We start from the raw sequence: 24,538 nt of genomic DNA, 5'->3' as shown, positions 1-24,538 counted from the left end.
GCGCGGGGCGGTGTCGATCTGCGGCTGCGCCGCGTGGGCGCGATCGGCCGACGACGGCCCGCAGCTGACACGCCACCCCGGGGTCCGGGCAATCTGCGGGCCCGTCGTGGCTTGTCGCGCAGTGTCCCGCGCCCCTACGGGGCGCCGTGGCGGCTTGTCGCGCCCGCGCGGCGGCACCCGCACATCGACACCGCCCCGCGCCCCTTCGGGGCGCCGTGGTGGCGCGTGACGACGATCCGCCGGACAGGCCCTAACCGCGCCGCTTGCCGTCGTCCTCGCCGTCCCGGCGGCGGCCGAGCAGCTCGTCCGCCAGCGTCGGCGCATCCTCCGCCCACTCCGGGCGACGGCGACGCGGCTGCGGCTGCGGCGCCTCGTCCTCGATCCGTGGCAGCTCCCGCGTCGCGTCGACCCCGTCGGCGTCGGCGTCGGCCGCGCCCTCCGGCTCGCGCTCGAACAACCACTGCGGCACCCGGTCCGCCGGGTTCTCGGGTCGGCCCTGCGGCCCCACCGGCTTCGGCAGCACCGCCGTCTCCTCCGCATCGGAGGAGGAGGACGAGGGCGCGGGCGGCTCGACGCCCCACGTCACCCGCTGGTTCGGCGGAAGCACCGGCACCGGCGGCAGCAGTGCCGTCTCGTCGTCCGGGTTGGACCGCGGCGCCGGCGGCGGGGCCGGCGTCTCGACGGTCGGCGCGTCCGCGGCAAAACCCTCCCGCCGCTTGCGCAGCGCATGCGAAGGAGTCCCGACCACGGGGGCGCGCCCCGCGTCCTTGTCCGCCACCGCGGCCTCCGCGGCCCTCGCGGCCTCAGCAGCCTCAGCGGCCTTCGCGGCTTCCGCGGCCCTCGCGGACTCCGCGGCCCTCGCGGCCTCAGCCGCCTTCGCGGCTTCCGCGGCCTCCGCCGCGATGCGTGCCCGTTCGGCGCGCAGGAGTGCCTCCTCGGCCTCCCGCTGCTTCTCGCGGCGCCGTTCCTCGGCCTCGGCGCGCTCGCGCGCCTCCTCCTCGGCCCGGCGGCGCAGGCGCTCCTGTTCCTCGGCGCGGGCGCGCTCCTCCGCCTCGCGGCGGCGGCGCTCCTCCTCCGCGGCCTTGGCGGCGGCTTCGGCGGCGGCTGCTGCGGCCGCTTCGGCGGCCTTGCGCGCCTCCTCGGCCTCGCGCCGCTTGCGTTCCTCCTCGTCGGCGCGCAGCTTGGCGAGCTGTTCCTGCCGCTCGCGTTCGAGGCGCTCCTGTTCGGCCTTGCGGGCGGCCTCCTCGGCCCGGCGCCGGGCCTCTTCCTCCGCCTTGCGGCGGGCTTCCTCCTCGGCCGCCTTGCGGGCGGCTTCCTCGGCGGCCTTGCGGGCGGCCTCGCGTTCGGCCTTCTCGGCCTCGGACAGCGGCAGGACCTGGCCGAGCCGGTGGCGGACGACGGCCGTGATCGCGTCCGGTTCCTGGGCGGCGTCGACGACGAGGTAGCGCGCCGGGTCGGCGGCGGCCAGGGTGAGGAAGCCGGTGCGCACGCGCTGGTGGAACTCGGCGGGCTCCGACTCCAGCCGGTCCGGGGCCTCGGTGAACCGTTCGCGCGCGGTCTCGGGCGAGACGTCGAGCAGCACGGTCAGGTGCGGGACGAGCCCGTCGGTGGCCCAGCGGGAGATGCGGGCGATCTCGGTGGGCGACAGGTCGCGTCCGGCGCCCTGGTAGGCGACGGAGGAGTCGATGTAGCGGTCGGTGATGACGACGGCGCCGCGGGCGAGCGCGGGCCGGACGACGGAGTCGACGTGTTCGGCGCGGTCGGCCGCGTACAGCAGGGCCTCGGCCCGGTCGGACAGGCCGGCGGAGGAAACGTCGAGGAGGATGGCGCGCAGCCGCTTGCCGATGGGCGTGGCGCCCGGCTCGCGGGTGACGACGACCTCGTGGCCCTTGGCCCGCAGCCATTCGGCGGCCGCCTGGACCTGCGTGGACTTCCCGGCGCCGTCGCCGCCCTCGAAGGCGATGAAGAAGCCGGTCGGGGAGGTGCCCTCGCGGGCGTCGCCGCCGCGCACGACGTCCATCAGGTCGCGGTGGAAGGGCACGCCGTGCCGGTCGTCGGTGCGGCCGAGGACGATCGCGCCGACGGGCAGCAGCAGGGCGCCGACGAGCATGAGCGTGAAGGCGGCGCCGCCGTGCGCGAAGACGAAGCTGCCGGACTGCACGCGGTGCGGGCCGATGGCGGCGGCGAGGACGGGGGCGGCGACGGCGCCCAGCGCCACGGTGACGCGGACGACCGCGTGCAGGTGCTCGGTGGTGGCGGCCCGGCGCTCCTCCTCGGTCTCCTGGTCGAGCAGGGTGTGCCCGGTGTTGGCGGCGACGCCGGCGGCCACGCCGGCCAGCGCGACGAGCAGCAGCACGGTGGTGGCGTCGGGCACCAGGCCGGCGGCGAGCAGGGCGGCGCCGGTCAGGGCGAGTGCCAGGGCGAGCAGGCGGCGGCGGGAGAAGCCGGGGAGCACCTTGCGGGCGCCGCGGATGCCGAGGACGGGTCCGCCGGCGAGGGCGAGGACGAGCAGCCCGAAGGCGACGGGACCGCCGCCCAGGTCGACGGCCTGCAGGACGGCCACGGCGACGGCCGCGGCGACCGCGCCGGCGATGGCGGCGCAGGCCAGGACGAGGACGGGGACGGCCCCGGTGCGGCCGCGGTCGGCGGCGCCGTGGGCGTCCTTGGGGCGGCGCAGGCCCTCCAGCGGGGAGCGCACGTGCGGCGGCTTGGCGCCCTGGGGCGGCTGCGGCAGCTCGAAGCGGTGCAGGATCGCCGCGGAGACGGCGAACAGCGCGGCGGCGAGGTAGGAGCCCAGGGCCGCCTGGTGCGTGTGGAACCAGCCGATGCCGGCGCCCAGCAGGTTGCCGACCAGCGTGACGGCCACGAACGCGGCGGCCGCGACGGGCAGCGCGACGTACGCCGTGCGCAGCGACAGGCGCCGCAGCGCGTCCTCGTGGTCCGGCAGCGGCCGGACCGCGGCGCCCTCCGGCGGCGGGGCCGGCAGCAGGGCGGGGACGACGCCGTCCTTGGCGACCGTCCACACGCGCTCGGCGGCGCCGGTGACGAAGGCGGTGACCAGCAGCCAGACCAGGGCCCTGCTGCCCGTCCAGTCGATCCAGGTGGGTGCGACGGCGAGCAGTGCCAGCCGTACGCCGTCCGCGCCGATCATCGTCCAGCGGCGGTCGAGCCGGCCGGCCGGGGCGAGGAGCGAGGACAGCGGACCCAGCAGGACCGCGCCGGCGAGCAGGGTGGCGAGCAGGCGTACGCCGATGACCGCGGCGACCGCGAGGGCCGCGCCGCGGTATCCCCCGCCGAAGGACCCCGCCACGACCGCCGCCTGCAGTGCCAGCAGCAGCAGGACGAGGACGGCGAGGCTGTCGCCGACACCGCCCGTGAACTGGGCGTTCCACAGCCGTCGCAAGGGGCGGAAGCGCAGCAGGGCGCGGACGGCACGCTCGCGGGAGTCCGCGGCCAGTGCTCCGGAGGTGGGGCTCTCCACTGGTGGCTGCTCGGCTCGCGTCATCCTGCCAGCCTATCCGGAACGCCCGGATAGTGACTGTCAATACGAACGCACAAGCGAACACACAGACGGGTGGATGTTCCGGAGCGAATGCGACAAAGTGCCGCGGTACGACGAGAAGGGGCGGTGGACCGGAACCCGGTCCACCGCCCCTGTCCTGGATGCAGTGCGTCAGTCGGCGGCGTTCGCGGCGGCCGTCTTCTTCGCGGTCGCCTTCTTGGCCGTCGTCTTCTTCGCGGCGGTCGTCTTCTTCGCCGCCGTCTTCTTCGCGGTCGCGGTCTTCGCGGTCGTGGTCTTCTTGGCGGCGGTCTTCTTCGCCGGCGCCTTCTTGGCCGTCTTCTTGGCCGGACCCTTCGCCCGCTTCTCCGCCAGCAGCTCGTAGCCGCGCTCCGGCGTGATCGTCTCGACGTCGTCGTCCCGGCGCAGCGTCGCGTTGGTCTCGCCGTCGGTGACGTACGGGCCGAAGCGGCCGTCCTTGACCACGACCGGGCGCTCGCTGACGGGGTCGGTGCCGAGCTCCTTCAGCGGCGGCTTGGCCGCGGCCCGCCCGCGCTGCTTGGGCTGCGCATAGATGGCGAGGGCCTCCTCCAGGGTGATGGAGAAGATCTGGTCCTCGGTCTCCAGGGAGCGCGAGTCCGTGCCCTTCTTCAGGTACGGACCGTAGCGGCCGTTCTGCGCGGTGATCTCGACACCTTCGGCGTCCTTGCCCACGACGCGCGGCAGCGACATCAGCTTGAGCGCGTCCTCAAGGGTCACCGTGTCGACGGTCATCGACTTGAAGAGCGAGGCCGTACGCGGCTTGACCGCGTTCTTGCCCGTCTTCGGGGTGCCCTCGGGGAGGATCTCCGTGACGTACGGGCCGTAGCGGCCGTCCTTGGCGACGATCTCGTGACCGGTGGCGGGGTCGGTGCCCAGCTCGTAGTCGCCGGTCGGGCGGGCCAGCAGCTCCTCGGCGTACTCCACCGTCAGCTCGTCCGGCGCCAGGTCGGTCGGGACGTCGGCGCGCTGGTGGCCCTCGGCGTCCTTCTCGCCGCGCTCGACGTACGGCCCGTAGCGGCCGACGCGCAGCACGATGTCGTTGCCGACGGGGAAGGAGGACACCTCGCGGGCGTCGATCGCGCCCAGGTCGGTGACGAGCTCCTTCAGGCCGCCCAGGTGGTCGCCGTCGCCGTTGCCGGCGTCGGCGGCGCCGCCTTCCGGCCCCTCGCCGAAGTAGAAGCGGCGCAGCCACGGCACGGCCTGCGCCTCGCCGCGGGCGATGCGGTCGAGGTCCTCCTCCATGGAGGCGGTGAAGTCGTAGTCCACCAGCCGGCCGAAGTGCTTCTCCAGCAGGTTGACGACGGCGAAGCTCAGGAAGGACGGCACGAGGGCCGTGCCCTTCTTGAAGACGTAGCCGCGGTCGAGGATCGTGCCGATGATCGACGCGTACGTCGACGGACGGCCGATCTCGCGCTCCTCCAGCTCCTTGACCAGCGAGGCCTCGGTGTAGCGGGCCGGGGGCTTGGTGGCGTGGCCGTCGGCGGTGATCTCCTCGGCCGTCAGCGCGTCACCCTCGGTGACCGACGGCAGCCGGCGCTCGCGGTCGTCGAGCTCGGCGTTCGGGTCGTCGGCGCCCTCGACGTAGGCCTTCATGAAGCCGTGGAAGGTGATCGTCTTGCCGGACGCGCTGAACTCGGCGTCCCGGCCGTCGGCTGCCCGGCCGCCGATCTTCACGGTGACGGAGTTGCCGGTCGCGTCCTTCATCTGGGAGGCGACGGTCCGCTTCCAGATCAGCTCGTAGAGCCGGAACTGGTCGCCGGTCAGACCGGTCTCGGCGGGCGTGCGGAAACGATCACCCGAAGGGCGGATCGCCTCGTGCGCCTCCTGGGCGTTCTTGACCTTCCCGGCGTACGTGCGCGGCTTCTCCGGCAGGTAGTCGGCGCCGTACAGCTGCGTCACCTGCGCCCGGGCGGCGGTGATCGCCGTGTCCGACAGCGTGGTGGAGTCCGTACGCATATAGGTGATGAAGCCGTTCTCGTACAGCTTCTGCGCCACCTGCATGGTCGCCTTCGCACCGAAGCCCAGCTTGCGCGAGGCCTCCTGCTGCAGCGTCGTCGTGCGGAAGGGGGCGTACGGGGAACGGCGGTACGGCTTGGACTCCACCGAGCGCACCGCGAAGGACGCGTCGGCCAGGGCCGCGGCCAGCGCGCGGGCGTTCGCCTCGTCCAGGTGCAGCACCTGGGCACTGTCCTTGAGCTGCCCGTTCGCACCGAAGTCACGGCCCTGGGCGACCCGCTTGCCGTCGACGGCGGCCAGGCGCGCGGTGATGCTCGCCGGCTCGGCGGCGTCGCCGGCGCGGCCGGTGCCGAAGGTGCCGGTCAGGTCCCAGTACTCGGCGGAGCGGAACGCGATGCGCTCGCGCTCCCGCTCGACGACGAGACGGGTCGCCACCGACTGCACGCGGCCCGCCGACAGCCGCGGCATGACCTTCTTCCACAGCACCGGCGAGACCTCGTAGCCGTAGAGGCGGTCGAGGATGCGGCGGGTCTCCTGGGCGTCGACGAGCTTCTTGTTCAGCTCGCGCGGATTGGCCACGGCGGCCTGGATCGCGTCCTTGGTGATCTCGTGGAAGACCATCCGGCGGACCGGGACCTTGGGCTTGAGCACCTCCTGCAGGTGCCAGGCGATGGCCTCGCCCTCGCGGTCCTCATCGGTGGCGAGGAAGAGCTCGTCGGACTCGGCCAGCAGCCCCTTGAGCTTCTTGACCTGGTCCTTCTTGTCGGCGTTGACGACGTAGATGGGCTGGAAGTCCTTCTCGACGTTCACGCCGAGGCGCGCCCAGGGCTCGCCCTTGTACTTCGCCGGAACCTCGGCGGCCCCGTTCGGCAGGTCACGGATGTGCCCGACGCTCGCCTCGACGACGTATCCGGGGCCGAGGTAGCCCTTGATCGTCTTCGCCTTGGCAGGCGACTCGACGATGACGAGTCGGCGGCCGCCCTGTGCGGTCTCGCTGGTCGGGGACAACTTCGCTCTTCTTCCGGTCGACACTCGGTGTGGGCGTTTCGGTGTGGGCGTTGCGTGACGCTGCGGAGTGTGACGGTACATCCCGCCCCCGTGTCAAACGGAAAAAGCCCGCAACGCCACTCGAACGGTAACCCGACAAGCGTCCTGTCTGCCGCCCGGACCGTCACACCACCGGCCCGGAGGCCCCGCGGTCACATTCGGGCCGCGGTGCCGGGCCCGTCAAGACGGGCGGCGGGGGACACCCCTCGTCAAACATGACGCGAACCCGCCCCCTCTTTCTTCCCCTCTCGCGCGTCGTCCGGCCCCTTCCCCCCTCCCACCTGCGGCGATCAGGAACCGGCCGGTGCCAGGAAGCCCTGTTCGACGAGCATCCGGATGGCCTCCGGCGTACGGTCCCGCAGCAGGACCGGGTCCTCGTCCACCAGCTGGGCGATGGCGTCCAGGATCCGGCCGGCGGGCAGTGTGCCGTCGCACACGCCGGCGAAACCGGCACCGACCGTGTCCACCTTGGTGGCGCGGCGCATCCCGCGGTTCTGCCGCAGGACGACGTGCTCGGGGTCCTCCGCGCCCGGCAGCCCCACCTGCTCCTGGACGACCTCGTCGGCCAGCCGGAAGCGGGTGGCCAGCAGCGCCGCGTCGTCGTGCGTGCGCAGGAAGTCCTGGCGCTCGAAGTGCGCGCGCACCGTCTCCCCCAGCGGCTGCTCGACCGGGTGCGGCCACTCCTCCGCGATCACCGACGGGCGCTGCGAGCCGGTACGGCGCAACGTGATCCAGCCAAATCCGACGCCCTTGGTCCGCCGCGCCTCGAACTCCGCCAGCCACGCGTCGTAGCGGGCGGCGTACTCCTGCGGGGACGTACGGTGGTCGCCCGCGTCGCGCAGCCACAGCTCCGCGTACTGCGCGACGTCCTGGACCTCGCGCTGCACGATCCACGCGTCGCAGCCGCGCGGCACCCAGGAGGACAGGCGCTCGCGCCAGTCCTCGCCCTCGACGTGCTGCCAGTTCGCCAGCAACTGGCAGTAGCCGCCCTCGTTCAGCCGGTCGGCCGCCTGCTCCACCAGCGTCCGGCACAGGTCGTCGCCGCCCATGCCGCCGTCGCGGTACGTCAGACGGGCGCCCGGGGAGATCACGAACGGCGGGTTGGAGACGATCAGGTCGAAGGTCTCGCCCGCGACCGGCTCGAAGAGCGAGCCCTGCCGCAGATCGGGCTCCGGCGCGCCGGAGAGTGCGAGCGTGAGCCGCGCGAAGTGCAGCGCGCGCGGGTTCAGGTCGGTGGCCGTGACCCGGTCGGCGTGCCCGGCCGCGTGCAGCGCCTGGATGCCGGAACCGGTGCCCAGGTCCAGGGCGCGCCCGACGGGCTTACGGACGGTGATCCCCGCCAGCGTCGTGGACGCGCCGCCCACGCCGAGGACGAGCTCGGACCGCGGCACCCCCGCCGGACCCCCGCTGTCGCCGCCGATGCCGCCGGCCCCGCCGACCGCGCAGCCGAGGTCGGAGACGATCCACCAGTCCTGGCCCTCCGGGCCGCTGTAGGGGCGCACGTCGACGCCGGCGCGCACCTGCTCCGCGTCCGCGGGATCGGGCAGCAGCCAGCCGTCGGCCAGGCAGTCCTCCAGCGGCAGCGCGGCGGCCGCCCGGGCCCGTGCGACGGACTGCTGCAGCAGGAACAGCCGCACGAGCGTCTCGAGCGGTCCGTCGCCGCGCGTGGCGCGCAGGGCGGGCACGGTCTCGCTGCGGGCGAGCGCGGCGTAGGCGGGGGCGCCCAGCAGCTCCAGGAGGCCGTCAGCGGTGAAGGCCGCCCGGAGCAGGGCGTCGCGCAGCCGAGCGGTGCGCGCAGGATCGGCAGTGGGCAGGTGCGTCGTACTCACCGGACCATTGTCAGGGTGAGCGCAGCACCGGCGCGCTGCCCCCGCCGGTGCTCCGTACCGGGCGGCGCCCGTTACGCCTTCTGCCCCGGTGTCGTGCTCGCCGCCGGCACCCTGCAGCCCGGCTGCTTGGTCATGGCCTTGCCGACGTCGCCGGACTGCAGCTTCTTGAGGGCCTCGTTGCTCTGGCTGCTGAGCTTGAGCATGTCGGACGCGATGCCCTTGAGGCCGTCGCCGAACTTGTTCTTGTCGCCGGTGTCCATCGAATCGACGCGCTTCTTGAGGTTCGCGTAGGCGACCGAGAGGTCGTTGAGCGCCTTGACGGCGTTCTTCTGGTTGGTCTCGCCGTCCTTGACCGGCGGCGCGCCGGCGCGGTCGACGGAGGCGGCGAGCGCCTTGTAGGCGTCGACGTTGGTCTGGAAGGCGGCGGAGTCCGTCTGCTGGACCTTCTTGGAGTCCACCTCGCTCTGCATCGTGGCGATGGAGGCGTTGGCTTCGGTGATCTTCTTCACCTGCGGCTGCATCTGGTCGCAGGCCTTCTTCGCCCAGTCGTCCAGCTTCTTGCCGTTGTCGTCACCGCCGCAGCCCGTCAGCGCCAGGACAAGTGCCGCCCCGCCGGACAGTGCAGCCACAAGCTTCTTGTTCACCGGATTGGTCCCTTCAATGGCTCTCGGCCCCGGAACTTACACGTCCAGGCGGCGAGGGCCGGGAGCCGAGCACACCGTATGCCCGCATTTCAAGCCTTTTGCACCCTGCTGGGCGTGGCATTCACCGCACCCGCACAACGATGCGGCATGGGCACACGGCGCGCTCGCCGGAACCGGCGTCCGGTCCCGGTCCGGGGACCGGGGCTACGAAACCGGCTACGACACCGGCTACGACACCACAGCCGGGTCGACCGGCTCGGCCGACCGCGCGGCGTCGCCGTCGTCCACAGCGACACCGCGCCGCTTGGAGAGGTAGACCGCCACCACGATGACGGCAACGGCCAGCAGCGCGACGGTGATTCGCAGCCCCTTGTTGGCATCGGCCCCGTAGGAGAACTTCACGACGGCGGGCGCAATGAGCAACGCCACCAGGTTCATCACCTTCAGCAGCGGGTTGATGGCGGGACCTGCGGTGTCCTTGAACGGGTCGCCCACCGTGTCGCCGATGACCGTCGCCGCGTGCGCCTCGCTGCCCTTGCCGCCGTGGTGACCGTCCTCCACCAGCTTCTTGGCGTTGTCCCACGCGCCACCGGAGTTGGCGAGGAAGACCGCCATCAGCGTGCCCGTACCAATGGCCCCGGCGAGGTACGCACCGAGCGCGCCGACGCCCAGCGAGAAGCCGACCGCAATCGGCGCCATGACCGCCAGCAGCCCGGGAGTGGCCAGCTCGCGCAGGGCGTCCTTGGTGCAGATGTCCACCACGCGCCCGTACTCCGGCTTCTCGCTGAAGTCCATGATCCCGGGGTGCTCGCGGAACTGCCGGCGCACCTCGTAGACCACCGCACCGGCCGACCGCGACACCGCATTGATCGCCAGGCCGGAGAAGAGGAAGACGACGGCCGCGCCGAGCACGAGGCCCACGAGGTTGTTGGGCTGGGAGATGTCCAGCCTCAAACCCATCGCGTCCGCCTTCGCGCCGACGTCGGACACCGCCGTCTTGATCGCGTCGGTGTACGAGCCGAACAGCGCGGCGGCCGCGAGCACGGCCGTGGCGATGGCGATGCCCTTGGTGATGGCCTTGGTGGTGTTGCCCACGGCGTCGAGGTCGGTGAGCACCCGGGCGCCGGCGCCCTCGACGTCACCGGACATCTCGGCGATGCCCTGGGCGTTGTCGGAGACCGGGCCGAAGGTGTCCATCGCGACGATGACCCCGACCGTCGTCAGCAGGCCCGTGCCGGCCAGGGCCACGGCGAACAGCGCCAGCATGATCGACGCACCACCGAGCAGGAACGCTCCGTACACGCTCAGGGCGATCAGCACCGCCGAGTACACGGCCGACTCCAGCCCCACCGAGATGCCCGACAGCACCACGGTCGCCGGACCGGTCAGGGACGACTTGGCGACGTCCCGCACGGGCCGCCGGCCGGGCTCGGTGAAGTAGCCGGTGAGCTGCTGGATGAGCGCCGCGAGGACGATCCCGATCGCGACCGCGACGAGCGCGAGCACGCGCGGGTCGCCGTCGTGGTCGCGGACGACGGCGTCGGTGACACCGGCCAAGTCGGCGTAGCTGGAGGGCAGGTACGCGAAGACCGCGATCGCCACGAGGACGAGCGAGATGACCGCCGAGACGAAGAACCCGCGGTTGATCGCGGTCATGCCGCTGCGGTCCTTGCGGCGCGGTGCGACGGCGAAGATGCCGATCATCGCCGTGACCACGCCGATGGCGGGCACGAGGAGGGGGAAGGCCAGACCCGCGTCGCCGAACGTCGCCTTGCCGAGGATGAGCGCGGCCACGAGGGTCACGGCGTAGGACTCGAAGAGGTCGGCCGCCATGCCCGCGCAGTCGCCGACGTTGTCGCCCACGTTGTCGGCGATGGTGGCGGCGTTGCGCGGGTCGTCCTCCGGGATGCCCTGCTCTACCTTGCCGACCAGGTCGGCGCCCACGTCCGCGGCCTTGGTGAAGATGCCGCCGCCGACACGCATGAACATCGCCAGCAGCGCCGCCCCGAATCCGAAGCCCTCCAAGACCTTGGGCGCGTCGGCCGTGTAGACGAGGACGACGCAACAGGCACCCAGCAGGCCCAGGCCCACGGTGAACATGCCGACGACGCCACCCGTACGGAACGCAATCCTCATGGCGTGGTGGGAGACCGCCGTCAGATCCCGCTCGGGCTCGCCCTCGACCTCGCTTGTGGCCGCGCTTGCGGCCCCGCTTCCGACCTTGGTGCCGACGCTCGCCTCACGCGCCGCTGCCGCCACCCGCACATTGCTGCGCACCGCGAGCCACATGCCGATATAGCCGGTGGCGGCGGAGAACAATGCGCCGATGAGGAAGAACAGCGAACGACCCATGCGCTGCGACCAGTTGTCGGCCGGCAACAGCATGAGCAGAAAGAACACGAACACGGCGAAGACGCCGAGGGTGCGCAACTGCCGGGCGAGATAGGCGTTCGCGCCTTCCTGTACCGCCGCGGCGATTCTCTTCATGCTGTCGGTGCCCTCACCGGCCGAAAGCACCTGCCGCAGCAGCACCACGGCCACGACGAGCGCCGCGATCGCCACCGCCGCGATCACCATGACCAGGGTGCGGTTGCCGTCGGTCAGCTCGACCGCCAGATTCCGGGTGTGGTCCACCTGTTGAGGGGTAAGAGGCCCCGCCATTCGTCCTCCCTGACGTTTGGCACATGGGCGCACGTAACCGGCCCGCGGCCGTGGAGCAGGGCCGCAGGACAGCCGCTGCGCTCAGGCGTCCTGAGCTCAAGATGGACGGATTGTAGGGAGCATGGCGAGATCAAAACAGAGCGCGGGAAACGGAATGAGTCTGCCGCGGTGAAGATCAGGAAAAGGAGGCGGAGGGGGAAGCGGAGGGAAATGCACAACCGTGAAGATCGACGGTGGTCCGGCGGTGCGGGCGGTTTGCCGAGGCCCGCATTCCGGGCCGTGGCAGAGCCGGGAGGTGAAGATCGAAAATGTGGCGCCGATGCGGGTGGCGACCCCGCCGGAGACGGCGAATACGGCCCCGACCGGGCCCCGCACTACAGCAGGAAGCGGCCGGAACCCTACGGCGGGACACCGCACGGCACGGCGAGGCGGTACGGCGACACAGGTGAGCCGGGCGCTACGGTGACCGCGGCGGAACGGGAGGACGCCGGGCCACGCCGCTGGGCCGGGACGGCGCAACGGGCAGCACTCCCTGCGCGGGACCCACCGCCGGCACGGGCAGCCCGCGCGGCCGGCTACGCCGGAACCGGCGGTGTCGTGGTCGGCCAGCTCATGCGGATCAGCCCGCCGGACTCGCCCGCCGTCACCTCGACGTCGTCGACCAGCCCGCTGATCACGGCCAGGCCCATGTCGTCCTCGCTCTCGGCGGCCTCGTCGGCAGCCGTGGCACCGGAGGGCCCACCGGACGGCGCGGAAGCGGAAGACGAAGCGGAGGCCCCCGAGGACGCCGCGACGGGCTGCCGGCCGGCGCCCGCGGTCGACACGACCGCGGTGGGGTGAGGCGCCTCGTCGGCCACCTCGATGGAGAACTTCTTCTCGTCCTCGGTGAGGACGACCTTCACGGGGCTGGTGAGCCCGTGACCGGTGTGCAGGCTCACCGCGCGCGAGCAGGCCTCGCCCACGGCCAGCCGGACCTCGTCCAGCACGGCCTCGTCGACCCCGGCCCGGCGCGCCACCGCGGCCGCCACGAGCCGGGCCGTGCGGACGTGCTCGGGAAGGGCGCTGAAGAGCAGTTCGACGGTGGCCATGCCATCCCCCTCGGTGGTACGTGCCCTTGTTCCCTCTGCCGGAACAGGGCGGGCTCGCGGAGGGGCCGGAGCCTCGTGGCCACGCCCCCCGGCGCGACTATACGGCGATGCCCGGGGCGGGCGGACGGCCCTCCCGGCCGGCCGGGGCCGTACCGCCGCCCGGACGTCAGTCGGTCGCCTGAACCGCTTCCTCGACCGACGTGTGGATCGGGAACACCTTGGTCAGACCGGTGATCCGGAAAATCTTCAGGATGCGCTCCTGGTTGCAGACCAGCCGCAGCGAGCCCTCGTGGGCCCGTACGCGCTTGAGCCCGCCGACCAGGACGCCGAGCCCGGTGGAGTCGAGGAAGTCGACGCCCTCCATGTCCACGACGAGGTGGTAGTTGCCGTCGTTGACAAGCTCGACCAGCTGCTCACGCAGCTTGGGCGCGGTGTACACATCAATCTCGCCACCGACCCGGACAACCGTGCGGTTGTCTACGGTCTCGGTCGACAGGGACAGGTCCACGGATCCTCCAGCACCTTGCATCGAGCGGTCGCCCCCCATGGATCGGCAGCCGCGATGGCATTCAATCACTTACCGGCAGGCGCGCACGACGCCTTGACGCCATTGTCCGTCAAGCCAGTGACACACTCGATGTCGATGGCCAACGATCAACTCCCGCCGGAGGCGGGCGTGCACCCCTCTCCCCGAACGATCCTGGACCGGCTCGCCACGGGGCCGGGCAGGGCTGCACGCATCACTCATACGGAGCACTTGCCCCCTCGTCCCGGACGTCATGCTCCCTGGCCCGAGAAGATCCGGCCGGAAGTGATCGAGGCCATCCGCACCACCGGCATCGAGCGCCCCTGGGCGCACCAGGCACTCACCGCGGAGCACGCCCTGCGCGGCGAGTCCGCCGTGGTCGCCACCGGCACCGCCTCGGGCAAGTCCCTCGCCTACCTGGCACCCGTGCTCAGCACCCTGCTGGACGGCGCGGAGGCCCCCAACGGGCGGGGCACCACCGCGCTGTACCTCGCCCCCACCAAGGCCCTCGCCGCCGACCAGCGCCGCGCCGTGCGCAGCCTGGCCACCCCCTTGGGCAAAAGCGTGCGCCCGGCCGTGTACGACGGCGACACGCCGGTGGAAGAACGCGAATGGGTGCGCCAATACGCCAATTACGTGCTCACCAACCCGGACATGCTCCACCGCTCCGTCCTGCCCGCCCACCCCCGATGGGCCTCCTTCCTGCGCGCCCTGCGCTACGTCGTCATCGACGAGTGCCACACCTACCGCGGCGTCTTCGGCTCCCACGTCGCCCAGGTGCTGCGCCGGCTGCGGCGCCTGTGCGCCCGCTACGGATCCGAACCCGTCTTCCTCCTCGCCTCCGCCACCGCCTCCGACCCCGCCACCGCCGCCGGCCGGCTCACCGGGCTGCCGGTCGCCCAGATCACCGACGACGCCTCCCCGCGCGGTGAGGTCGTCTTCGCCCTGTGGGAACCCCCGCTCACCGAGCTCCACGGCGAGCGCGGCGCCCCCGTCCGCCGCACCGCCACCGCCGAGACCGCCGACCTGCTCACCGACCTCGCCGTCCAGGGCGTGCGCACCGTCGCCTTCGTCCGCTCCCGACGCGGCGCCGAGCTGGTGTCCCTGATCGCCCAGGAACGCCTGGCCGCCGTCGACCGCTCCCTCCCCTCCCGCGTCGCCGCCTACCGCGGCGGCTACCTCCCCGAGGAACGCCGCGCCATCGAACGGGCCCTCCACACCGGTGAACTCCTGGGCCTGTCCGCCACCTCCGCCCTGGAACTGGGCGTCGACGTCGCCGGCCTGGACGCCGTGCTGCTCTCCGGCTACCCGGGCACCCGCGCCTCCCTGTGGCAGCAGGCCGGCCGCGCCGGACGTACGGGCCGCGGCGCCCTGGCCGTCCTCGTCGCCCGCGACGACCCCCTGGACACCTACCTGGTCCACCACCCCGAGGCGCTGTTCCGGCAGCCCGTGGAGTCCACCGTCCTCGACCCGGACAACCCCTACGTCCTGGCTCCCCACCTGTGCGCGGCGGCCGAGGAACTCCCCCTCTCCGACGCCGACCTCTCCCTGTTCGGCCCCGAGGCCAGGGGCGTCATCTCCCAGCTGGAGGCCCGCAAGCTGCTCCGCCGCCGGGGCTCGGTGTGGCACTGGACCCGCCGCGAGCGCGCCGCCGACCTCACCGACATCCGCGGCGAGGGCGGCCGCCCCGTCCAGGTGGTGGAGGAGGGCACCGGCCGGCTGCTGGGCACCGTCGACCGGTCGGCCTCCCACTCCACCGTCCACGAGGGCGCCGTCCACCTCCACCAGGGCCGCAGCTACCTGGTGCGCCACCTGGACCTGGAAGCGTCCGTCGCCCTGGTCGAGCAGGCCGACCCGCCGTACTCGACCACGGCCCGCGACACCACGGCCATCAGCATCCTGGAGACCACCACCGAGGTGCCCTGGGGCGACGCACGGCTGTGCTTCGGCTCCGTCGAGGTCACCAACCAGGTCGTCTCCTACCTGCGCCGCCGTCTGATCACCGGCGAGGTGCTGGGCGAGACCAAGCTCGACCTGCCGCCCCGCACCCTGCGCACCCGGGCCGTGTGGTGGACCGTCACCGAGGACCAGCTCGACGCCGCCCGGATCGACCCCGAATCCCTGGGCGGCGCCCTGCACGCCGCCGAACACGCCTCCATCGGCATACTCCCCCTCTTCGCCACGTGCGACCGCTGGGACATCGGAGGCGTCTCCGTGCCCCTCCACCCCGACACGCTCCTGCCCACCGTCTTCGTCTACGACGGCCACCCCGGCGGCGCCGGCTTCGCCGAGCGCGCCTTCCACACCGCCGCCCGCTGGCTGGACGCCACCCGGGAGGCGATCGCCTCCTGCGAGTGCGAGGTGGGCTGCCCCTCCTGCATCCAGTCACCCAAGTGCGGCAACGGCAACGATCCCCTGGACAAACGGGCGGCCCTGCGTCTGCTCACCCGCCTCCTGAAGGACGCCCCGCCGGCCCGGGCCGCCCAGTCGGCCCAGTCGGCCCAGTCGGCCCAGGAAGACGGGGAAGGTGGGGAAGACGGGTGAGGCGCTGACAGGCCTACGGCATCACCCCCGTGAGGGCGCCCGGCACGTAGGCCGCCTCCGGCGGGCCCGCCCGGGCCCGGACCCGTAGGGTCCAGGGGCCGGCCCCGGCCTCCGCCGCCACCTCGGCGATCTCGCCCCTCACCCCGCAGCGCACCACCGCGGCCCCTTGGGCGGCGGCGACCCTGCGGGCCAGCCCGCAGGCCGCGGCCTGCCCCTCGAGGGCGTGGTCGGCGGCGGCCAGCACCGCCAGGTCTGCCGCTCCTCCCGCACGGTGCCGCGCCAGCACCACCTGCCCCATGGCCAGCAGCGCGGCGAACACCGCGCAGAACGCCGTCGCGGCCACGGCCACCCATACGGAAGCCAGTCCCCGGTCATCCCACCGTCTCCTCTGCAAGAGCCACCGCCTCCCCGGTCAACCGCACCGCCAAAGGCCCCGGACCGACCGCCCGGGCCTCGACCCGCACCCGCACCATGTCCCCCTCCCGCATCACGGCGACCCGCGCGTCGCGCGGAGCGGCCGACCTGGCCGCCGCGACGACGGCCGGCGGGGGATCCTGCCGGGCCGCGGCCCGTGCCCCCGCCCGGGCCGCGTCCACGCACTGGATCTGCGCGGACGCGGCCATCAGGCCCCAGATCAGCGCCAGGGCGAAGAACGCCAGCGCGGGCAGCGCGACCGCGGCCTCGGCAGTTACATAGCCGCCGTCAGAACGTCGCATGGAGCGCCTTGACGATCAGCTGCTGCAACGCCCCGCTGACCGCCCCGCTGGTGACCACCTTGTAGAGCACGGCCGCCAACGCACAGGCGGCCAGCGTGCCCACCGCGTACTCCGCCGTCGTCATGCCCGCCTCGCGATCGGTCCGCATCCGCGACCGGCGTGCCGACCACCACGACGTGACCATCGCCGCCACCATTGCCATAACAACCACTCCCCCATCTCCTGGTCGTGCATCTTTGGGTCGTGCATCTCTTGGTCGTGCACATCGCTTCCCGACGCACCGTCAGGTGCGCTTTTGTGCCCTGCCGCAGACCCTCCGGGCCTCAGCCGGTCCGTATGAGGCCCTCGGCCAGGCCGATGACCACGGGGACGACACCGACCGTCAGGAATGCCGGCAGGAAGCACAGCCCGAGCGGTGCGGTCGCCTGCACGCCCGCGCGCCGGGCCCGCATGCCGGCGGTCCTGGCCTGCTCGGCGCGCAATCGCGCGGCAAGCCGCGCCATGGGTTCCACGGCCGGAACTCCCGTGGCCTGGGCCCGTTCAAGGCAGCCGGCCAGCGGAGCGGCGCCCGGCAGGGCGCCCAGCCGTCCCCAGGCGACGGCCGGCTCGGCCCCGAGCCGCACCTCGGCAGCCGCCCGGGCCAGCCCGGTGCCCACGGGCCCGCCCAGCGAGGAGCCCACCGCCTCCGCCGCCTCACGGGGACCGGCCCCCGCCGCCAGACAGGCCGCCAGGAGATCGGCCGCCAAGGGCAGTTGCCGTGCGGCCTCCTCACCCGGCGCCTCCTCGGCGGTGCGCTCGGCCCGCCGGCCGCGGCTCCACAACCCCCAGGCCGCGACGAGCCCGGCGCCCGCCCCGGTGAGCCCGGCCACCAGCCCGAGGATCCCCGTCCCGACGACGGCGACCGCCACGACCACCCGACCGTCGGGTGCCGCCACAGCCCGCCGCAGCCCCCGCCCCCGCCGAGCCTTCTCCTCTCCGGGCGGTGGCACGCCCAGTACGGAGGCCAGCCGGCGGCGCCCTGATCTACCCTGAATGGCTCTCTTGCCGATGGCGCTCACGCATCCTGCCGCCACCAGAGCAAGCACCACCGCCCACAGGCTGTGGACAACATTCGCGCTCACTTTCCCCTCCCGCTCCGCGGCCCCTCCGCCGCCCCGACGATCCGCCGCGTCCAGGCGATCCCCGCGCACTCGAGCAGCCCGCCGAGAGTGAGGCAGCCCAGCCCCGCGGGGGTGTGCAGCAGCACTCGCAGCGGATCCGCGCCGAGGGCCGCGCCCATCAGCAGGGCCAGCACCGGCAGCAGGGCGAGCATCACCGCCGTGGACCGGGTACCGGCGAGCTGGGCCCGCAGGTCCTCCCGCTGGTCGCGCTCGGCGCCGAGCGCGGCGGCCACCCGTTCCAGCCCGGCGGCGAGCCCCGCACCCCCGTCGACTGCGACCCGCCAGCACGCGGCGACGCCGTTGAGCCCTTCCGCACCGGGGCGCCGGCCGGCCTTGCGGAGCGCCTCGGGCACGTCCCCGCCGAACCGCGCGGCCGCCGGCACCGCCGACCAGCCCGGCCCCAGCCCGGCACCGGACCACGCCGCCACCGCCGCACCGGGATGCCGCCCGGCCCGCAGGTCACCCGCGACGGCACCGCACAGGTCGATCACGGCCGCCTGGCTGCGCTCCCGCTCCCGTTCGCGCCTGACCCCGGCCAGCCGGTGGCGCACAAGGGGCACGGCCGGCAACGACACCAGCAGGGGCAACACCGAACGGCCCAGCAACGCCAGCGCGCACCCGGCCGGCAGGCACCACAGCTCGGGCCGGCCCCGCACGGCCCGGAGCAGGCGCTCGGCGCCCTGCCGAGCCCACCCCGGCAGCAGTGCAGCCGGACTCCCGGCCACCGCACCCCCACCGGCCAGCAGCAGCCGCGCCCTGCGCACCGCCGGCTCCTGCCGGAACCGAAGGCCGGCGACCGCCAGAGCGCACAGCAGCAGAAGAACCAGGCACCCCGCACCCGCCGGGCCGGACCACCACGCCGTCACGGCGCACCCCCGCCACGCCCGCACAAGGCGGCCAGCCGCTCCCAACCGGCGGCTCTTTCGAAGCCGCCTTCGCCCCAAACGGCGGCCGGAACGGTCGTCACGAGCCCGCCGGAGTCGCGGGCGAGGACGTGCACCTCGGCGACCCGGCGCCGTCCGCCGCGGTCGCGCACCAGGTGGACGACCACCGACAGCGCGGCAGCGAGCTGGCTGTGCAGCGCCGCACGGTCCAGCCCGGCCGTGGAGCCCAGGGCCTCCAGCCGTGCCGGAACATCCGAGGCGGCATTCGCGTGGACCGTGCCGCAGCCGCCTTCGTGGCCCGTGTTGAGGGCGGCGAGCAGGTCGGTGACCTCGGCGCCCCGGACCTCGCCCACGACCAGCCGGTCCGGGCGCATGCGCAGCGCCTGGCGGACCAGATCCCGCAAGGTCACCAGGCCCGTTCCCTCCTGGTTGGCCGGACGGGTCTCCAGGCGCACCACATGCGGGTGGTCGGGGCGCAGTTCCGAGGAGTCCTCGGCGAGGACGATCCGCTCCCCCGGCGCCACCAGCCCGAGCAAGGTCGACAGCAGTGTCGTCTTACCCGAGCCCGTCCCGCCGGAGACGAGGAACGACAACCGGGCGTCCAGCACGGCCTGCAGGAGCCGGTCGCCGCCGGGCGGCAGGGTGCCGGCCCGCACCAGCTCCTCCAGGGTGAAGGCGCGGGGACGCACCACGCGCAGGGAGAGACAGGGAGAGCCGACGGCGACGGGCGGCAGCACCGCGTGGAGGCGGGTGCCGTCGGGCAGGCGGGCGTCGACCCAGGGTCTGGCGTCATCGAGGCGGCGGCCGGCGATGGCGGCCAGGCGCTGGGCCAGGCCCCGTACGGCAGCTGCATCAGGGAAGGCCACGTCGGTGAGTTCGAGGCCGGAGCCGCGGTCGACCCAGACGCGGTCGGGCGCGGTGACGAGCACGTCGGTCACGTCGGGAGCCGCCAGGAGTGGTTCGAGCGGCCCGCTGCCCACCAGCTCGGAGCGCAACCGGGCGGCGACGCCGAGCACTTCGGCGTCCCCCAGCAGGCGTCCTTCCCGGCGCAGTGCCTCGGCGACGCGGGCGGGCGTGGGCTCGGCGCCACTCTCGGCGAGCCGCAGGCGCACGGCGTCCAGCAGGTCATGGCTCATACCGGCGCTCCCGCGCTCTCCGCCAGGGCCTGCGCCCAGAATCCGGCGCTGAAGCGGGCGAGCGGACCCCGGTCGCCGGCGCCCGGCGGCCTGCCGGCGTCCAGCCCTCCGGCCAGCCCCGGCTCGGGGGGCAGCTCCCCGGCGAGCGGTAGCCCGAGGATCCGCGCGATCTCCTCGGGCACGAGCCCGGAGCCGAACGGCCCGCGCACGACCAGCCGGATGTCGCGCAGCAGCATGCCCAGCATCGAAGCCGTCCGGTGGGCGGCCGCCACGGCCCGCAGCTCCGCCGGCACCACCAGCAGCCCCACGTCGAGCTGCCCGATGGCTTCGGCGGCGGGGGCGTCCAGCCTGCGCGGCAGGTCGACGACCACCACCCCGCCGCGCCGACGGGCGGCCGCCAGGACCGCGCGCACGGCCTCGGGCGGGACGGCGGTGCACTCGCCGCGATCCCAGCTCAGGACCCGCAGGGAGTGGAGCCGGGGCAGCGCCTCCTCGAGCGCCCGGCCCGCCACCCGGCCACAGGAGTCGGCGAACGCCGGCCAGCGCAGGCCTTCGGCCCGCTCCCCGCCCAGGAGCACGTCCAGACCCCCGCCGAGCGGGTCGCCGTCGATGAGCATGGTGCGCTGCCCGGTACGGGCGGCACCGACGGCAAGAGCACAGGCGAGGGTGCTGGCGCCCGCCCCGCCCCGGCCGCCGATCACGCCGACCGTCAGGGCGGGGCGGCCCACCCCCTCGACGGCGTCGGCGATGCGGTCGACCAGCCACGCCTCGCCGTCGGGCAGCAGCGCCACGTTGCGGGCGCCCAGGCCCACGGCGCGCCGCCAGATCCCGGAGTCGTCCATGTCGTTGCCGACGAGCACCACGCCGTCACGGCGGGCGGCCCCGCCCAGCCGGGCCGCGCAGTCGTCCCCGACGAGGACGAGCGGCGCGGTGTCCCAGCCGCTGCCGCGTGCGGGGGTGCCGTGGACGACCTCGGGGACGGCCCCGGCAGCCGCGCACAGTCTGAGCAGGTCGTCGAGCAGCCCCTCGTCCTCCGTGACGATCAGCGGGCACCGCTGCCTGGCGTCCCCGGCCGGGGCCCAATCGGATGTGCGGGATCCGGTCACGGTCCCTCCCCTCTCACTACGCGCTCTCGCATCCGCGAACGTCGCGGAACTCGCGGGGAATCACCGTGCAACGGACCGGGAAATCGTGTGGATCTTGGTGAAAAACTGTGGACAACTCAACGGATGTGAATATCCCGCTCACCTATACCGGTGACTTCCAGAGAGCAGCCTGTTGATTACCCTCAGTAACGGGTATCAAGGTCTTGGCTCGCGCGCACACCTGCGCGCTCAGGAGGGGAGGGGCCCGATGGCGACGCCCGAAACGCATCCGGACATGCGACGACCCCCGCCGGGGGGGAGAGCGGGGGTCGTCCCCACGGCCGACTCGGGGGGGGAGGAGTCGGGCCGGGTTAGGCACGGTCGCGAACGATCCGTGACTTCCATGGTGTACCCGAGAGCCTTCTCAGGCAAACCCACACGCCTCAGCTTACGCCGAATGGAGGCCCCCTATGCTCGGCGACGTGGAAAACCACTCCTTGCCCCGGGCAGCCGCCTTCTTTGATCTGGACAAGACGGTCATCGCGAAGTCGAGCACCCTCACCTTCAGCAAGTCCTTCTACCAAGGCGGGCTGATCAACCGGCGGGCCGCGCTGCGCACCGCCTATACCCAGTTCGTCTTCCTCGCCGGCGGCGCCGACCACGACCAGATGGAACGGATGCGCCGGTATCTGTCGGCCCTCTGCAAGGGCTGGAATGTCCAGCAGGTTCGGGAGCTCGTCGCCGAGACCCTGCACGAGCTGATCGACCCGATCATTTACGACGAGGCCGCCTCGCTCATCGAGGAACACCACGCCGCGGGCCGCGACGTGGTCATCGTCAGCACCTCGGGCGCGGAGGTCGTGGAGCCCATCGGCACCCTGCTCGGCGCCGACCGGGTCGTGGCCACCCGCATGGTCGTGGAGGACGGTGCGTTCACCGGCGAGATCGAGTACTACGCGTACGGCCCCACCAAAGCGGAGGCGGTCAGGGAGCTCGCCGAATCCGAGGGATACGACCTCTCACGGTGCTACGCCTACAGCGATTCGGCGACCGATATTCCGATGCTGGAGGCCGTGGGGCACCCGCACGCCGTCAACCCCGACCGCGCCCTGCGCCGCGAAGCCACCGCGCGGGACTGGCCCGTTCTCACTTTCAACCGTCCGGTGCGCCTGAAGCAGCGGCTTTCCTCCCTGCCGATGCCCTCCCGCCCCGCACTCCTCGCCGCAGCCGGACTGGGCGCCGCCGCGGCCACCGTGGGCCTCGTATGGCTGGCCGGCCGGCGCGGCATGCCCCTGCCTGCATTGCCCGGTTTTGCGGGCAGAAGGAAAAGAACTGCGGGCTCGACTTCCGCTTCCGCCGCGACAGGAGTAAAAAGGACTTAACGGCCCGCGAGACCAGGGACATCCGAGAGGATGCCCTCCACGCACCAAGGCCCCACGGACCGCGCACGGAAGCCGGGCACCCACGCGACGCCGACCCGTCGAATACGGGCCAGCCGCACCAGGCCAAGGGCAAAGCAACCCGGTCTGATGGGCAAATATCGTGCACGCATGGTAACCCGGCCGATGTGCCAGCGGCGGTACCCGAACGGGTGCCGCCGCAACCCATGTCCGGGCCCGTTCAGGCCGCTCCGCGCTGCAACGCCTCGCAGACGGCCGTGCTCTCCCTGACCCCCAGCTCGACCGCACGACCGCAGTGCGCGATCCAGGCCGCGAGCCCCTCGGGCGTCCCGGAGACATAGCCCTCCAGTGCGGTCAGGTACGCCTCCCTGCCCAGCTCGGCATGGCCCACTTCGGCCGGGCAGATGGACTTGGGGTCCAGGCCGCTGCCGATCAGCACGATCCGCTCGGCCGCCCGCGCCACCAGCCCGTTGCACGAACGGAAGGGCCGCAGGGCCAGCAGCTCACCGTGCACCACCGCCGCCGTCACCAGTGCCGGCGCCGAGGTACCCGCGATCAGCAGGGCCGCCAGGCCGTCCAGCCGCCCCGAGACCTCGTCGGCACTCGGCAGCTCCAGTTCGACCAGGGGCTCGGCGACGGACTCGCCCGCCAGCCGCGGACGCCCCACCGACTCCTCCGGCCGGTCCCCACCCGCCGCGACCAGGTGCAGCCGTGCGAGGACACGCAGCGGCGACTGCCGCCAGATGCTGAGCAGTTGGCCCGCCTCGGCGGTCAGGCGCAGCGCCGCCCCCACCGTCCTGGGCTCCCCGTCACCGCTGAAGTCGGTACGGCGGCGGACCTCTTCGAGCGCCCAGTCCGCTCCGGACAGCGCGGCCGAAGCCCGGGCGCCGCGCAGCGCCGCCTCGGAGGTGATCTCGTTACTGCGGCGGCGCATCACCCGGTGGCCGTACACCCGGTCCACCGCCTTGCGTACGGATTCCACGGCGTCGGCGACGCCCGGGAGCGAGCCCAGGGCGGCGAGCGGATCGGCTGTCGTACTCATGGGTACGACACTACGCACTTCGGCTCTACACCCCTCGAAAGAGTGGTCCTCTTCACTCACGATTCTCACTCAGCGCTCCCCTGCATCTACGCTAGGTGAACATGAAGATCGCTTTCGTGGGGAAGGGCGGCAGCGGCAAGACCACGCTGTCCTCTCTCTTCATCCGTCGCCTCGCGGCCGGCCGCGCACCCGTCATCGCCGTGGACGCGGACATCAACCAGCACCTGGGCGCAGCGCTCGGACTCGACGAGCAGGAGGCCGCCGCGCTGCCCGCGATGGGGGCCCGGCTGCCCCTGATCAAGGACTACCTCCGGGGCGGCAACCCGCGCATCACCTCGGCCGACACGATGATCAAGACGACTCCGCCGGGCCGGGGCTCGCGACTGCTGCGCATCGACGAGGACAATCCCGTCTACGCCGCCTGCGCCCGCACCGTCCCGCTGGACGAAGGGGCCGTGCGCCTGATGGTCACCGGCCCGTTCACCGAGTCCGACCTGGGCGTGGCCTGCTACCACTCCAAGGTGGGCGCGGTCGAACTGTGCCTGAACCACCTCGTGGACAGCCGCGACGAATACCTGGTGGTCGACATGACGGCGGGCAGCGACTCCTTCGCCTCCGGAATGTTCACCCGCTTCGACATGACCTTCCTCGTCGCCGAGCCCACTCGCAAGGGCGTGTCCGTCTACCGGCAGTACAAGGAGTACGCGCGGGACTTCGGCGTCGCCCTGAAGGTCGTCGGCAACAAGGTCCAGGGCCAGGACGACCTCGACTTCCTGCGTGCCGAGGTCGGCGAGGACCTGCTCACCACGTTCGGCCACTCGGACTGGGTGCGGGCGATGGAGAAGGGTCGCCCTCCACGCTTCGAACTCCTCGAGGAGGCCAACCAGCAGGCGCTGCGTGTCCTGCAGGACGCCGCCGACGCGTCGTACGAGCAGCGCGACTGGCAGCGCTACACCCGCCAGATGGTCCACTTCCATCTCAAGAACGCCGAGAGCTGGGGCAACGCCAGGACGGGCGCGGACCTCGCGGCCCAGGTGGACCCCTCCTTCGTGCTGGATGAGAGGGCCCTGGCCGCACCCCAGCCGGCCTGACTGCGCGGGCGCTGGGCACCGGCAGCACGACCCGGCCGGCGTCATTGAGCCGGCGCCATTGAGCCGTGGCCATCGAGCCGTGGCCATCGAGCCGCAGCCATAAAGCCGGCCATAAAGATGCCTATTCACTCGTTCGACGGACGCTCACGGGGTCGAGACCTCAAACCCTTTACTCTCCATTACCATTC

At 73.0% G+C, this 24,538-nt stretch carries 18 protein-coding genes; 3 read left to right on the top strand and 15 right to left on the bottom strand.

What is annotated here, in order from left to right; all coding sequences use genetic code 11:
- Positions 1-250: 250 nt before the first annotated feature.
- The 7 genes from tmk to AB0K17_RS04125 all read right to left on the bottom strand — a co-directional run bounded on the left by tmk (position 251) and on the right by AB0K17_RS04125 (position 13,274).
- Positions 251-3,505 (bottom strand): dTMP kinase, encoded by a 3,255-nt coding sequence (tmk, locus tag AB0K17_RS04155; protein WP_365982029.1) that lies wholly within the window; start codon positions 3,503-3,505, stop codon positions 251-253.
- A gap of 168 nt (positions 3,506-3,673) precedes the next feature.
- The gene (topA, locus tag AB0K17_RS04150) at positions 3,674-6,505 is read right to left on the bottom strand and encodes a type I DNA topoisomerase (protein ID WP_365982028.1); all 2,832 of its coding nucleotides are present in this window, start codon (positions 6,503-6,505) and stop codon (positions 3,674-3,676) included.
- Between the two features lie 329 nt (positions 6,506-6,834).
- Positions 6,835-8,373 (bottom strand): methyltransferase, encoded by a 1,539-nt coding sequence (locus AB0K17_RS04145; protein WP_365982027.1) that lies wholly within the window; start codon positions 8,371-8,373, stop codon positions 6,835-6,837.
- Between the two features lie 71 nt (positions 8,374-8,444).
- Positions 8,445-9,017 (bottom strand): small secreted protein, encoded by a 573-nt coding sequence (locus AB0K17_RS04140; protein ID WP_365982026.1) that lies wholly within the window; start codon positions 9,015-9,017, stop codon positions 8,445-8,447.
- A gap of 228 nt (positions 9,018-9,245) precedes the next feature.
- Positions 9,246-11,678, bottom strand: a complete 2,433-nt coding sequence (locus AB0K17_RS04135; protein WP_365982025.1) for a sodium-translocating pyrophosphatase — start codon at positions 11,676-11,678, stop codon at positions 9,246-9,248.
- Between the two features lie 575 nt (positions 11,679-12,253).
- Positions 12,254-12,766: an ATP-binding protein gene (locus tag AB0K17_RS04130; RefSeq protein ID WP_365982024.1), complete on the bottom strand. Its 513-nt coding sequence runs from the start codon at positions 12,764-12,766 to the stop codon at positions 12,254-12,256.
- A 166-nt stretch (positions 12,767-12,932) separates the two neighbouring features.
- Complete coding sequence (locus tag AB0K17_RS04125) at positions 12,933-13,274, bottom strand: STAS domain-containing protein (protein ID WP_344433233.1); 342 nt, start codon at positions 13,272-13,274, stop codon at positions 12,933-12,935.
- Between the two features lie 54 nt (positions 13,275-13,328).
- Between AB0K17_RS04125 and AB0K17_RS04120 the strand changes: the two genes are divergently transcribed.
- A complete protein-coding gene (locus AB0K17_RS04120) occupies positions 13,329-15,836 on the top strand; it encodes a DEAD/DEAH box helicase (protein WP_365982023.1) in 2,508 nt (835 codons plus the stop codon).
- Between the two features lie 13 nt (positions 15,837-15,849).
- Here the strand turns inward: AB0K17_RS04120 and AB0K17_RS04115 are convergent, their stop codons facing one another.
- The 7 genes from AB0K17_RS04115 to ssd form a co-directional block, all read right to left on the bottom strand.
- Positions 15,850-16,179 carry an Rv3654c family TadE-like protein gene (locus AB0K17_RS04115; RefSeq protein WP_365982022.1) on the bottom strand — a complete coding sequence of 110 codons (330 nt, stop codon included), beginning with the start codon at positions 16,177-16,179 and terminating at the stop codon, positions 15,850-15,852.
- Between the two features lie 28 nt (positions 16,180-16,207).
- Positions 16,208-16,552, bottom strand: a complete 345-nt coding sequence (locus tag AB0K17_RS04110; RefSeq protein ID WP_365968933.1) for a TadE family type IV pilus minor pilin — start codon at positions 16,550-16,552, stop codon at positions 16,208-16,210.
- Positions 16,539-16,736, bottom strand: a complete 198-nt coding sequence (locus tag AB0K17_RS04105; protein WP_365968953.1) for a DUF4244 domain-containing protein — start codon at positions 16,734-16,736, stop codon at positions 16,539-16,541. The genes AB0K17_RS04110 and AB0K17_RS04105 overlap by 14 nt, the downstream gene beginning before the upstream one ends.
- Before the next feature lie 139 nt (positions 16,737-16,875).
- Positions 16,876-17,487: a type II secretion system F family protein gene (locus AB0K17_RS04100; RefSeq protein ID WP_365982021.1), complete on the bottom strand. Its 612-nt coding sequence runs from the start codon at positions 17,485-17,487 to the stop codon at positions 16,876-16,878.
- A 182-nt stretch (positions 17,488-17,669) separates the two neighbouring features.
- Entirely contained in the window at positions 17,670-18,476 is an 807-nt protein-coding gene (locus tag AB0K17_RS04095) for a type II secretion system F family protein (RefSeq protein ID WP_365982020.1), read from the bottom strand.
- A 98-nt stretch (positions 18,477-18,574) separates the two neighbouring features.
- Complete coding sequence (locus AB0K17_RS04090; RefSeq protein ID WP_365982019.1) at positions 18,575-19,732, bottom strand: TadA family conjugal transfer-associated ATPase; 1,158 nt, start codon at positions 19,730-19,732, stop codon at positions 18,575-18,577.
- The gene (gene ssd, locus AB0K17_RS04085; RefSeq protein ID WP_365982018.1) at positions 19,729-20,838 is read right to left on the bottom strand and encodes a septum site-determining protein Ssd; all 1,110 of its coding nucleotides are present in this window, start codon (positions 20,836-20,838) and stop codon (positions 19,729-19,731) included. The genes AB0K17_RS04090 and ssd overlap by 4 nt, the downstream gene beginning before the upstream one ends.
- 449 nt (positions 20,839-21,287) lie before the next feature.
- Here ssd and AB0K17_RS04080 point away from each other — a divergent pair, with 449 nt between their 5' ends.
- A complete protein-coding gene (locus tag AB0K17_RS04080) occupies positions 21,288-22,199 on the top strand; it encodes an HAD family hydrolase (protein ID WP_365982017.1) in 912 nt (303 codons plus the stop codon).
- A 238-nt stretch (positions 22,200-22,437) separates the two neighbouring features.
- Here AB0K17_RS04080 and AB0K17_RS04075 read toward each other — a convergent pair whose 3' ends face one another.
- Entirely contained in the window at positions 22,438-23,259 is an 822-nt protein-coding gene (locus tag AB0K17_RS04075; protein ID WP_365982016.1) for an oxidoreductase, read from the bottom strand.
- 101 nt (positions 23,260-23,360) lie between these two features.
- On the opposite strand from AB0K17_RS04075, the gene AB0K17_RS04070 reads away from it, so the two are divergent.
- The gene (locus AB0K17_RS04070) at positions 23,361-24,350 is read left to right on the top strand and encodes an ATP-binding protein (protein ID WP_365968926.1); all 990 of its coding nucleotides are present in this window, start codon (positions 23,361-23,363) and stop codon (positions 24,348-24,350) included.
- The last annotated feature ends 188 nt before the right edge of the window (positions 24,351-24,538 follow it).

Origin of the sequence: Streptomyces sp. NPDC049585, from assembly GCF_040675615.1 — a bacterium.
Taxonomy (GTDB): Bacteria; Actinomycetota; Actinomycetes; order Streptomycetales; family Streptomycetaceae; genus Streptomyces; species Streptomyces luteosporeus.
Note: the sequence above shows the minus strand (reverse complement) of the source record. Positions and strands in the feature narration are given on the sequence as shown.

Coding starts and splice junctions, on each gene's coding strand:
- AB0K17_RS04130 (WP_365982024.1), bottom strand. CDS start 12,766: ATGGCCACCGTCGAACTGCTCTTCAGCGCCCTTCCCGAGCACGTCCGC.
- tmk (WP_365982029.1), bottom strand. CDS start 3,505: ATGACGCGAGCCGAGCAGCCACCAGTGGAGAGCCCCACCTCCGGAGCA.
- AB0K17_RS04135 (WP_365982025.1), bottom strand. CDS start 11,678: ATGGCGGGGCCTCTTACCCCTCAACAGGTGGACCACACCCGGAATCTG.
- AB0K17_RS04110 (WP_365968933.1), bottom strand. CDS start 16,552: ATGCGACGTTCTGACGGCGGCTATGTAACTGCCGAGGCCGCGGTCGCG.
- AB0K17_RS04070 (WP_365968926.1), top strand. CDS start 23,361: ATGAAGATCGCTTTCGTGGGGAAGGGCGGCAGCGGCAAGACCACGCTG.
- AB0K17_RS04080 (WP_365982017.1), top strand. CDS start 21,288: ATGCTCGGCGACGTGGAAAACCACTCCTTGCCCCGGGCAGCCGCCTTC.
- AB0K17_RS04075 (WP_365982016.1), bottom strand. CDS start 23,259: ATGAGTACGACAGCCGATCCGCTCGCCGCCCTGGGCTCGCTCCCGGGC.
- AB0K17_RS04090 (WP_365982019.1), bottom strand. CDS start 19,732: ATGAGCCATGACCTGCTGGACGCCGTGCGCCTGCGGCTCGCCGAGAGT.
- AB0K17_RS04105 (WP_365968953.1), bottom strand. CDS start 16,736: ATGGTCACGTCGTGGTGGTCGGCACGCCGGTCGCGGATGCGGACCGAT.
- AB0K17_RS04120 (WP_365982023.1), top strand. CDS start 13,329: ATGGCATTCAATCACTTACCGGCAGGCGCGCACGACGCCTTGACGCCA.